The following is a 12,053-nucleotide window of genomic DNA, read 5'->3' as shown; positions in this document are numbered from 1 at the left end:
CCACAATGACCACGCCCTTCAAATCTGCTCTGTGGTTGTGCGGCTTGCTGATGGTCACGGTCGCGGCGTCGCTGTGGGCGGTTCAAGGCGGCGAAACACCGATGGTTGCACCCGATGCACCGGCACGCCAAACCCTGGCCCAGGCACTGGAGAAGTCGGTGGGCTGTGAGTCCTGCCATACCGGCCTGGGCGACACCAATGCAAGCGCCGCCAAAGACCACCGCAGCATGCATGCCAACCCCGGCGTGGTGCTGGGCTGTACCGATTGCCACGGCGGCAATGCCTCCATCCAAAAGCCAGCCCAAACCAAGGCAGCCGATGCCCCGTACCAAAGCGCACTAAAGGCAGCCCATGTGTTGCCACGTTTTCCCATCCAGTGGAACTACCCGTCGTCGGCCAATCCGCCGGGCAGCTTCACCCAGCTCAACCGCGAGTCACCCGCCTTCATACGCTTCATCAACCCCGGCGATATGCGGGTAGCGCGCCAGGCCTGCGGTGCCTGCCACCTGGCCACCGTGCAGGCCAGTGAACGCAGCCTGATGGCCACCAGTGCCATGCTGTGGGGTGGAGCGTCGTACAACAACGGCATCCTGCCCTACAAGCGTTACCGGCTGGGTGAGTCTTACACCGCGCTGAGCGAACCCGCATTGCTGAAGAACCCCCTGCCCACCAATCCGCATATGGTGGGCATGGGCATCCTGGACATGCTGCTGCCCCTGCCCGCCTGGGAAACCGTGCCGCCCGCCGATGTGTTCCGCGTGTTTGAACGTGGGGGCCGCGTCATCGGCACACAGTTCCCCGAAATCGGCCAGCCCAACCTGAGTGGTGGCCTGCAAAAGCTGGACGAACCGGGCCGCCCCGACATCAAACAATCCAACCGCGGACCCGGCACCGGCAGCCGCATCGCCGTGCCGCTGATCAACATCACCAAGACCCGGCTGAATGACCCTCACCTGTGGTTTCTAGGCACCAACGAGCAGCCTGGCGACTACCGCTCTTCCGGTTGCACTGCCTGCCACAGCCCCTATGCCAACGATAGGGACCCCAAACATTCGGGACCGTATGCGCGTTTTGGCCACGAGGGCAAAGCGGCCACACGCGACGCCACCATTCCCAAGGATCAATCCGGCCACCCGATCTCGCACCAGTTCACACGTGCCATACCGTCCTCACAGTGCATGACCTGCCACATGCACCAGCCCAATGTGTTTGTGAACTCTTTCTACGGCACCACCATGTGGGACTACGAGACCGACGCCCCCAGCATGTGGCCCAAACAACAGAAATACCCCTCCGCCGAAGAGTCCCGCAAGATACTGGCACGCAACCCCGAAGAAGCCGCCACCCGTGGCCTGTGGGGCGATCCTGAGTTCTCGAAGAAAGTGTCGGAGCTGAACCCGACCCTCAACGACACGCAGTTTGCCGACTACCACGGCCACGGCTGGAATTTTCGCCAGGTGTTCAAGCGCGACCGCAAAGGCACGCTGCTGGATACCGACAACCAGCCCGTTGCCGACACCGATCCACAAAAATTCAAAAAGGCCGTGCACCTGACTTCGGTTCATCTGGACGTGGGCATGCACTGTGTGGACTGCCATTTCTCGCAAGACAACCACGGCAACGGCCATATCTATGGCGAAGTGGCCGCCGCCATTGAAGTGGACTGCAAGGACTGCCACGGCAGCGCCAACGCCTACCCCAAACTTTTCACCACCGGCCCGGCCGCTCGGCCCGGCGGCATGGACATGGCCCTGCTGCGCACGCAGGACGGGCGCAAGCGTTTTGAGTGGCGCGGGGGCAAGCTGTTCCAGCGCTCGGCGGTCGACCCGGCGCTGGAGTGGGAAATGTCCCTGGTCAAGGATTCGGTGACGCCAGGTCACGCGCAGTACAACGAAAAGGCCGCCCGTGCCAAGTTGATGCATGCCGGCGAAGCGGGGCAAAACGGCAAATGGGGCGCCGCCGCCACCGGCCAGGCGTATGCCCACGGTGACGACAACATGACCTGTTACAGCTGCCACCTGTCGTGGACCACCAGTTGCTCCGGCTGCCACCTGCCGATACAGGCCAATGCCAAGACCGAGCGCCTGCACTACGAGGGTGGCGAAACCCGCAATTACGCCACCTACAACCCGCAGGTGGTGCGCGAAGACGTGTTCCAACTAGGGCGCCACGGCCCCGTCAAAGGTGCCAAGGTGTCACCCATACGCTCCAGCTCCGCGCTGGTGTTGTCGTCCACCAATGCCAACCGCGAAAAGATTTATATCCAGCAGGCACCGGTGGCGGCCAGCGGATTCTCGTCACAGGCCTTTGCGCCCCACTACCCGCACACCGAGCGCAAGACCGAGACCAAGACCTGCTCCGACTGCCACATCAGCCAGGCCAATGACAACAACGCCATCATGGCGCAGCTGCTATTGCAAGGCACCAACTTCGTGAACTTCATAGGCCACAACACCTGGGTGGGCGAGGCAGAACATGTGGAGGCCGTGCAGGTCACCGAATGGGATGAACCGCAGGCCGTGATCGGCAGCTACCTGCACCGCTACGCCTACCCGGACTGGTACCAGAACCACCAGAAGGCCGACGGCAAACTACAAGAGGCGCACAGCCACGGCACGGGGGGGGCCGCCCAGTGCATCAGCCTGCGTGGCGAGTACTTGTATGCAGCCGAGGGCGCAGGCGGCATGAGGGTCTATGACGTGGCGTCCATCGCCAACAAAGGCGTCTCACAGCGCATCATTTCCGCCCCCTTCTCCAAGCTGGGCCAGCAGACCCATATCGCCTCCAGCAACGCCACTTGCGTCGCCCTGCCGACCAACCAGCCCATCGCACCACTGCGCAACCAGGGTGAGCTGATGCGCAGCACCAACCAGGAGCAGCCTTTCCATGCCATCTACCACTACGCCTTCATCAGCGATGCGAAAGAAGGTCTGATTGTTGTGAACGTGGACACGCTGGCCGACGGGGAGTTCCGCAACAACTTCTTGCAGCGTGCGCTGACCTGGAACGGCGACACCCGCAAACCCGGCATTCTGGATGGTGCGCGCCATGTGGTGGTGGCCGGCCACTACCTGTACATCACAGCCGACAAAGGGCTTGTCGTTGTCAACGTGGACGACCCCCTCAAACCCAGCGTGGCCGCCGTCGTGCCGCTGCAGGATGCGCGCGCCAGCGCCGTGCAATTTCGTTATCTGTGGGTGACCACGGCTGCGGGATTGGAGTTGGTGGACATCACCCACCCCGCCAAACCGCGCCTGGTGCCCGAGGCCCGGGTAGGGTTGCGCGACGCCCGCAAGGTCTACCTGGCCCGCACCTATGCCTATGTGGCGGCAGGCGCCGAGGGCCTGGTGGTGGTCGATATAGAAAGGCCCGAAAAACCACTGGTCGCACAACGCTTTACCAACACCGATACAACAGGCAAGGCGGACATGGGCGGCACGTTGAGCGACACGCAGGATGTGGTCGTCGGCTCCACCAATGCCTCGCTGTTTGCCTATGTGGCTGACGGTGTGAACGGCCTCAAGGTGGTGCAGCTCACCGCACCCGATACCCAGCCCAAGTTCTACGGCTTTTCGCCAGCCCCCGCACCGCAGGTGGTGGCCTGGCGGCCCACCGCATCACGTGCGCTGGCATTGTCCAAGGGTCTGGACCGGGACCGCGCGGTGGACGAGACCGGCGGTCAGATAGCCGTGTTCGGGCGCATAGGTTCGCGCCCCTTCACGCTGCCGGAAATGCACAAGCTCTACCTGCGCAAGGATGGCAGCGTATGGACCGTGGCGGACACACCGCAACCCGGCAGCAAAGCCCTGTCAGCAGCACCTCTGGGAGCCACACGATGACTGGCCTGATCTCTTCCCTGGCAAGACGGCTTGCCCTGTTCCTGGTACTGGCCATCTCGGCTACCAGCCACGGCCAGCCCCTGCCCGACCAATCGCCCGACAAGACCTTGGGCGTGGTGAACTGCGCCAGCTCCCTGTGCCACGGTTCGGTCAATACCTGGCCTAGCTCGCCGGTGGCACAAAACGAATACGTGGTCTGGTCCCGGCTGGACAAACACGCACGGGCCTACCACGTGCTGCTGAACGAACGTTCGCGCAGCATTGCCAGCAAGCTGGGCCTGGCCAAACCGGCCCACGAGTCCAGTGAATGCCTGGGCTGCCATGCCCACAACCCGATGCCCGAACGTGTGGATGCACGGCACAAGATCACCGACGGCGTGGCGTGTGAAGGCTGCCACGGACCTTCCGAAAAATGGATCGCCAGCCACACCGCGCCCGGTGTCACACATGCGGACAACCTGGCCCACGGCCTGTACCCTGCGGCAGCGCCGCAGGCGCGGGCCAAGCTGTGTATGTCCTGCCACTTCGGCACGGCTGAAAAGTACGTCAACCACCGCACCATGGCCGCCGGCCACCCGCGCCTGAGTTTTGAGCTGACCACTTTCACCAACTTGCAACCGGCACACTTCACCGCGGACAAGGACTACACCCTGCGCAAAGGCGCCGGTGCCAGCAACCATGCCAAGATCTGGGCACTGGGCCAGGCGCTGGCGGTCAGTACCCAGATGGACATTCTGGTGGACCCGGTGCGCGGCCGCGACGGTGTGTTCCCCGAGCCCACGCTGTTTGACTGCCACGCCTGCCACCACCCCATGGCTGACCAGCGCTGGAAACCCCGCACGGCCTTTGGTACCAGCATTGCACCGGGTCTGATACGGCTGAACGATGCCAATGCACTGATGCTGCGCCTGATCCTGCGCCAGCTGGATGCCGACCTGTACACCCGCTTCAACCAGGCCGCACAGGATCTCAACAAGGCCCTGGCGGGCAGTGGCAAGCTGAACGACAAAGCCCTGGCACTGCGCCAACAGGCACAGGCCGCTAGTGAAAAGATCAACATGTCCAGCTTTGACGGCAACACCCTGCGCGCCATGGCCTTGTTACTGGTAGACGACGGCCTGGCCGGCCTGTACCCCGACTATGTGGGCGCCGAACAGGCCACCATGGCGCTGGGCAGCCTGAGCAGCGCCATGCAGCAAACTGGCAGCATCAAGAACCCAGCGGCCTACAACAAGGGCCTGGCCCAGCTGCGTGCGGTGCTGGTCAAGGACGAGGCCTACAAGCCCGCTGAATTTGTGTCGCGCTTGCGCGAATTTCGCAGCCTGGTTGCCGCACGTTAACAAGGATGCGCCATGGAAGCTGACTTCACCATCGCCATCATCGGCTCCGGCCCCGCCGGTCTTTCTGCCGCTGGCCACTGCGCATCACTGGGCATACGCCACATTCTGCTGGAGGCCCAGGACCATCTGGCCGACACCATCTACAAATACCAAAAGGGCAAACACGTGATGGCCGAGCCCGCCATACTGGGCCTGCGCAGCCCGGTCAGTTTTGCGGCCGGTTCGCGCGAGAGCATATTGGGCCAATGGAACGACGAGGTGGTCAAGCTCGGCGTGCAGGTGCAGCACAACGCCCAGGTGGTCAGCATCACCGGCGCCAAAGGCCTGTTCCAGATCGAACTGGCCAGTTCGGAGATTGTGTCGGCGGCGCACGTGGTGCTGGCCATAGGCCTGCAAGGCAACCTGCGCACGCTGGGCGTACCCGGCGAACACCTGCCGGGTATCCAGTACCAACTGGACAACCCTGAGGAATACCGTGAGGAGACCATACTGGTGGTCGGCGCAGGGGACGCGGCGATTGAAAACGCGCTGGCCCTGGCCCAGGCGTCCAACCGCGTCATCCTGCTCAACCGCAACGAAGAGTTCACCCGTTGCAAGGACGGCAACCTGACCGCCATCCAGGCCGCCGAACGCAGCCAGTTGGTCAGCTGCCGCTTCAGCACCCAGGTCGACCATATCGAAGCCGTGCAGCAAAGCATGGGTGATACCGACATGAACAAGACCATGATGGTCTCCCATGTGGACCTGTCCCGGCGCCAGGCCGGCAAGCGCAGCAAGCCTCGACTTTCTGTGGTGCTGAACACCCCCAGTGGTGAAGAACGGGTGGAGTGCCACCGCGTCATTGCGCGCCTGGGTGCCACACCACCCCGCAAACTGGTGGAGAGTTTTGGTGTGCGTTTTACCAGCACCGAGGCCACGGCACTGCCCGAGCTGTCCACCACCTACGAATCCAGTGTGCCGGGCCTGTATGTGATTGGTGCGCTGGGCGGTTACCCGCTGATCAAACAGGCCATGAACCAGGGCTACGAGGTGGTGGAGACCATCATGGGCCGCGCCGTGGAGTCGGCCGACGAACCCCTGTTGCGCCAGAAGTTTGCCGAAATCCTGAAGCAGTTCCCCGACCTGGGCGGTGTCAGCGGTGTGCTGGATTTGGTGGCCCGCAGTGTGCCCCTGTTCGAGGGCCTCACCGCCCTGCAACTGCGCGATGTGATGCTGGATAGCGAGCTGCGCCTGCTGCGCTCCGGCACCGAAATTTTCAAACGCAACGACTACAGCAACTCGTTTTTCTCCATCGTCTCCGGCACCGTCAAAATCCTGGGCGACACCCAGGCCAACGACATCCTGCTGGAACACGGGCAGTTTTTTGGCGAGATGGGACTGATCTCCGGGCGGCGGCGCTCCGCCACCGCGGTTGCAGGGCTGGACTGCATGCTGGTAGAGACCCCGCGGCGCGCCATGCTCAAACTGCTGGCCACGGTGGATGCGGTGCGCCGCAACCTGGACCTGGTGGCCCTGCGCCGTGCCGTGCGCAAATACGTGGCGGGCAACGTGACCGAAGCCGACCTCAGCGCCATGGTTGCCAGTGCCAGCATCAAACAATACAAAACCGGCGAGGCCCTGTTCAACGAAGGTGATGTGGCCGACGGCCTGTACCTGATACGCCGCGGCTCGGTCATGGTCTCCCACGTGCTGGGCGGCCGCGAGGTAGTGATGTCCTACGTGTCGGCCGGCAACTATGTGGGCGAAATGGCGCTGATGATGAACGCACCCCGCTCGGCCACGGTGCGTGCCGCCGTGCCCACCGAGGCCATTCTGCTGGACCCCAAGCAGTTCATGGAGATCCTGGCGCGCAACACCGGCATGCGCCATCAACTCAATGCGCAGTACAACCAGCGGGTCCAGGCCAACCAGGCCGTGGCTGACGATGCGCAGTCGGGCAACCTGATCTCGTTTTTGCTGAAGCAGGGTGTGGGCGAAGCCACCGATGTGCTGCTGATCGACGAGTCCCTGTGTGTGCGCTGCGACCACTGCGAGCGGGCTTGCGCCAGCACCCACGACGGTTTCTCCCGCCTGGACCGTGAGGCTGGCCCCACCTTTGCCAACCTGCATGTGCCCACGTCCTGCCGGCACTGCGAGCACCCGCATTGCATGAAGGACTGTCCACCCGACGCCATCCACCGCTCGCCCAATGGCGAGGTCTACATCAGCGACGCCTGTATAGGCTGCGGCAACTGCGAGAAGAACTGCCCTTATGACGTGATCCAGATGGCACCGCTGTCGGCCCAGAAAAAGAGCAGTGGTGGTGCGGGTCTGCTGGCTTGGTTGTTGTTTGGCATAGGCCAGTCGCCCGGCAGCGACCACGGCGTGGACCACAGTGACAAGACCAGCCAGAAGAAGGCCGTCAAGTGCGATATGTGCAAGGACCTCAAGGCCGGCCCGGCCTGCGTGCGCGCCTGCCCCACCGGTGCGGCGCTGCGGGTCAGTCCGGAAAACTTTCTGCAGTACGCGGGTACTAAGCGGTAAGCCACACGGCATCGATCGGGTAGTGGGTTTTGCGTAGGTAAAGGAGGAGGCCGAAGGCCGGGGGACACGGAGCAAAACCTGCTACCCGATTGATGCCAGCGTCACCCATCAGCGATACTTGCACGTCAATGATTGACACGCCAAACACCACCGCAATCCCTCCCACCCACGCCAGCTACTTCGCGTCACTGCGCGACAGTTTTTCGCGCATCCTGCCCATGGCCTGGCCGGTGCTGGTGGGCCAGTTGGCGGTGCTGGGTTTCAGCACGGTAGACACCATACTGGTGGCGCGTTTTGCGGCCAGCGACCTGGCCGCGCTGTCCATTGGCATAGCGGCCTACATCACGATTTTTATTGGCTTCATGGGCATGGTCCTGGCCATCAGCCCCATGGCGGGGCAGCTGTTTGGCGCGGGCAAGTTGCAGGCAGCGGGACAGCAGGTGCACCAGGCCATCTGGCTGGCCCTGGGCCTTGCAATGGTGGGCAGCACACTGCTGCTGTTGCCCGGGCCGTTTCTGGCTCTGGCCAAGACCAGCCCCGAGATTTCGGACAAGGTACGTGGCTACCTGGCGGCGCTGGCGTTTTCACTACCCGCCTCGCTGCTGTTCACGGTGTACCGCGGTTTTAACACCGCCGTGTCGCGCCCCAAGGCAGTCATGGCCGTACAGATCGGCGGCCTGGCCGTGAAGATTCCGCTCAGCGCCTTGTTCATCTACGGTTGGACTCTGCCACTGCCCGGTGGTCTGGGAACCTGGCAGGTGTCACCCATGGGGGTGGTGGGCTGTGGGCTGGCCACGGCGCTGGTGATGTGGGCACAGGCCCTGAGTGCCTGGGTGATCATGCGCCGCGACCCGTTTTACGCGCCCTTTGGCCTGCATGCCAAGGGTTTTTCCCGCCCCAATTTCACGGCCATCCGGGCGCAGCTCAAATTGGGCATACCCATGGGGGCGGCCATCATGATCGAGGTGACGGGTTTCAGCTCCATGGCCTTTCTGATTGCACGCCACAGTGGTGAAGCCGTGGCCGGCCACCAGTTGGCGGTCAACCTGGTGTCCATGATGTTCATGGTGCCGCTGGCCTTGGCCAATGGCACGGCCACGCTGGTGGCGCAACGGGTGGGTGCCCACGACCACGCGGAGGCCCGCCGCCTCGGCTGGCATGGGGTGGAGATAGGGGTGGGTATTGCTGCAGTGATTGGGGCGCTGGTCTACCTGCTGCGCGAGCCTGTACTCCACCTCTACACCGACAACCCCACCATCATCGCCAGCGCCCTGCCGCTGCTGGTTTGGGTGTGGTGGTTCCACGTGGCCGATGCCGCGCAGACCATGGCGAACTTTGTGCTGCGCTCCCACCGCGTCACGCTGATGCCGCTGGTCATTTACGTCACATCCCTGTGGGGCGTAGGCCTGCTGGGTGGCTACTGGGTCACCACCAGCCGTTGGGCGCCGCCGGCCCTGCAGGGCGCCCAGGGTTACTGGGCCATGAGCACGGCCGGGCTGGTGGCCGCAGGGGTGTCACTGTGTGCCCTTCTGGCCTGGGTGCACCGACAGGAAAGCCCTTTTGGCGGGACCGTTATGAGCAAAAACAGCCTCTAGCCCCCGATAAATATGACTGTATTGCTATCTAAAATATAGCAATTATATTGCTTGAGGCGGTGGGTAATCAGCAGGGAATATCAATGCAAAAACCAATGCCCTGCCCACCCAGCCCTTCGGTTACGGCAATCTGGGCACCAATCTGCTTGGCCGCAGAGGCGACGATGGCCAGGCCCAGTCCCGACCCATAAATGTTCTGGTGGTTGCCACGGTGGAATCGTTCAAACAGTTTGGCCTGGTCCTCTGGTCCCACGCCAGGTCCGTCATCCAAGACGGCCAAATGCAAGGCGTCTGGGGTGCGACTGGCACGGACCTCCACCACGCCCCCATCACGCCCATACCGCACGGCATTGCCAATCAGGTTGTCCAGTATGGATTCGACGGCCTGTATGGGCAGCTTCAGCGGTAGGTGCTCCGCACCGGTGTAGGACAACTCCATGCGCCGCGCACCCGCAGCCTGGGCATGGGCGGCCAGGCAATCGCGGATGACGTCGGCCACATCCACCTCACCCGACTGCGCCTCCAGCCGGGCCTCCAGGCGGGCCAGGGCCAGCAGCTGGTTGACCAGGCGTGATGCGCGGGTCAGGCCGCGGCGCAGACGCTGCGCCGCCTCTTCGCGCGCGGCGGGGTCCTGGGCCAGGATCAGCGTATCCACCTGGGCCGTCACCACGGCCAGGGGTGTGCGCAGCTCATGGGCGGCATCGGCCAGAAAATTGCGCTCCCGCTCCAGCAAGGCCCCCAGCCTGGCCAACGTCGCATTAAATTCGTCCACCAGCGGCGCGATTTCCAGGTACTGCGAGGGTGACCGGATGGGGCTCAGGTCGCCGGGGCGGCGCTGGGCCAGCTCCTTGGCCAACACAGTCAGCGGGCGCAGGCCCGATTGCACCACCAGCAGGACTGGCAACAGGCATAACATCGCAAACACCAGAATATTGACACTCTCGCCGCTCAACATGATGGTGTGGAAAAAGGAACGGCGGCTTTCGGTGGATTGGGTGACCTCGACAAAGTAGCGGCAACTGGGTGACCACAGTCCGTACACCCGCAACACCTTGCCGCCAAAGTGCTGGTCGCTGAAACCCACCACCCCAAACATCTGGCTGCGGCTGGTATCGGCGCCCCGGCGTGCCTGAACCAGTTTGCCCTTGGCATCCCACACATAAAAGAGGTTGAACTCATGCGGCACGTCGGCCACACGGTTGTCCGCGTCCACAAAGGCCTCCAGGCCCCCCAGGGCCACGGGCATCCGTTCGGGATCGGGCCACTGGTCAACCACACCGGCCACCGTGTCGCCCATCAGCACCAGCGCCCGTTCATAGACACCCGTCACGTTTCTATGGGTGAGGTAGATGCCCTGCAAGTACACCGCACCCCAGACCAGCGGGCAGGCAGCCAGCAGTACAAGAGCAATGCGCCGGCGCAGGGAGGGTTTGAAAAAGCCGAAGCTAAAGCCGCCGGTCATAGGCCTATACGGTAGCCCACGCCGCGTACGGTAAGGATGCTGCTGGCACCCATTTTTTTGCGCAGGTTGTGGATGTGTACCTCCAGCGCGTTGAACTCCATGGGGTCACCCAGCGGCGCCAGCGCCCGCACCAGCCGGTGTTTGGACACCACCTTGCCCGCATGGCGCGCCAGCTCGGCCACTACATCAAACTCCAGCCGCGACAGGTCGACGGGTCGGCCCTGCTGGTGGACCTCACGCACATTCAAATCAATTTGCAGCGAGCCGACCGACCACAACGAACTGGTGTGCCCACCGGCACGCCGCGTCACGGCGCGGATGCGCGACACCAGCTCTTCGGGCTCCACGGGTTTGATCACGTAGTCGTCGGCCCCGGCATCCAGGCCGGACACACGGGACTGCAAGGCGTCCCGCGCCGTCAGCACAATGACTGGAAACTTCACCCCCCGGCGGCGCCACTCCTTGAGCACGTCCAGGCCCTCGCTATCGGGCAGGCCCAGGTCCAGCACGGCGCAGGCAAACAGGGTATCCACCTGGTCCACCAGGTCCAGCGCGGCACGCGCCGTGCGCACCCATTCGTTGGTAAAGCCACGCGCCACCAGGGCGTGCAGCATTTCCGTGCCCAGTTCCAGATCATCTTCCACCAGCAAGAGATGCATCACTCAGGCCTTGTCTTTTGCAAGCCGTGTGGGGTCTGCCGCGGCAATGACCAGCAAGGCCATCATCAGGCTGACACTGTATTCACAGCCGCCCGATCCATGTTCACCCACGAACCAGCCCTTGTGCCGGTGGATGAGGAAAACGCCCCCCAGGGCGATGGCAAACAGTGCGCTGGCTGCATACCGCGTTTTATACCCCACGATCAGCAGCGTACCGGCCACGATTTCTACAGCAGTGATACCCCAGACCACCGCCAGCCCCTCCGGAAAACCGAGGTTGGTCATAAAGCCCGCGAACCGGGGGATGGTGCCATTGGCAATGCGTGTGACCGCGTGGGCCATGAACAGCAGCGCCGTGCCGATACGCAGGATGGCAAGGGCCTGGTGTAGAGAGAGGAAAGGAAAACTGAGATTCATCACCCAGTGTACGCAGCCCAAGCTTAGAAAGCGCTTAGCTTTTTCGGTCCGGCGCTTAGTACCTTTGCAACAACGTGGCCGCGCCACGCTAAGTAAGTGCTAAGTATCCGCAACCTAGAGTGCCTTCTCGGTTGCAGACCTTGGCCACAAATGCGTGTGTGCCAAGGGACTTCAGCGGCGCAACCTACGCGCCGTTCTGCTGACCTGTGTTCAAAGGA

7 protein-coding genes are annotated in these 12,053 nt (G+C 63.1%); 4 read left to right on the top strand and 3 right to left on the bottom strand.

The window, feature by feature from the left end; translation table 11 throughout:
• Positions 1-5 precede the first annotated feature (5 nt).
• From HZ993_RS20345 to HZ993_RS20330, 4 genes are all read left to right on the top strand, one after another.
• Positions 6-3,839: a hypothetical protein gene (locus HZ993_RS20345; protein ID WP_209394519.1), complete on the top strand. Its 3,834-nt coding sequence runs from the start codon at positions 6-8 to the stop codon at positions 3,837-3,839.
• Entirely contained in the window at positions 3,836-5,179 is a 1,344-nt protein-coding gene (locus tag HZ993_RS20340; protein WP_209394518.1) for a multiheme c-type cytochrome, read from the top strand. The genes HZ993_RS20345 and HZ993_RS20340 overlap by 4 nt, the downstream gene beginning before the upstream one ends.
• Before the next feature lie 12 nt (positions 5,180-5,191).
• Positions 5,192-7,702 carry a cyclic nucleotide-binding domain-containing protein gene (locus tag HZ993_RS20335; protein ID WP_209394517.1) on the top strand — a complete coding sequence of 837 codons (2,511 nt, stop codon included), beginning with the start codon at positions 5,192-5,194 and terminating at the stop codon, positions 7,700-7,702.
• Between the two features lie 128 nt (positions 7,703-7,830).
• Complete coding sequence (locus HZ993_RS20330; RefSeq protein ID WP_209394516.1) at positions 7,831-9,297, top strand: MATE family efflux transporter; 1,467 nt, start codon at positions 7,831-7,833, stop codon at positions 9,295-9,297.
• A gap of 67 nt (positions 9,298-9,364) precedes the next feature.
• Here HZ993_RS20330 and HZ993_RS20325 read toward each other — a convergent pair whose 3' ends face one another.
• Genes HZ993_RS20325 through HZ993_RS20315 form a run of 3 tightly spaced genes read right to left on the bottom strand, consistent with a single transcriptional unit; the run spans position 9,365 to position 11,835 of the window.
• Positions 9,365-10,759: a HAMP domain-containing sensor histidine kinase gene (locus tag HZ993_RS20325; protein ID WP_209394515.1), complete on the bottom strand. Its 1,395-nt coding sequence runs from the start codon at positions 10,757-10,759 to the stop codon at positions 9,365-9,367.
• Entirely contained in the window at positions 10,756-11,418 is a 663-nt protein-coding gene (locus HZ993_RS20320) for a response regulator (RefSeq protein WP_209394514.1), read from the bottom strand. Before HZ993_RS20320 ends, HZ993_RS20325 begins: the two co-directional genes overlap by 4 nt.
• Positions 11,419-11,421: 3 nt before the next feature.
• Positions 11,422-11,835, bottom strand: a complete 414-nt coding sequence (locus HZ993_RS20315) for a DoxX family protein (protein ID WP_209394513.1) — start codon at positions 11,833-11,835, stop codon at positions 11,422-11,424.
• Between the last annotated feature and the right edge of the window lie 218 nt (positions 11,836-12,053).

Source organism: Rhodoferax sp. AJA081-3 (assembly GCF_017798165.1).
In the GTDB taxonomy this organism is placed as follows: Bacteria; Pseudomonadota; Gammaproteobacteria; order Burkholderiales; family Burkholderiaceae_C; genus Allorhodoferax.
The sequence above is the reverse complement of the archived record's forward strand: the minus strand, read 5'-3'. Positions and strand labels throughout refer to the sequence as shown.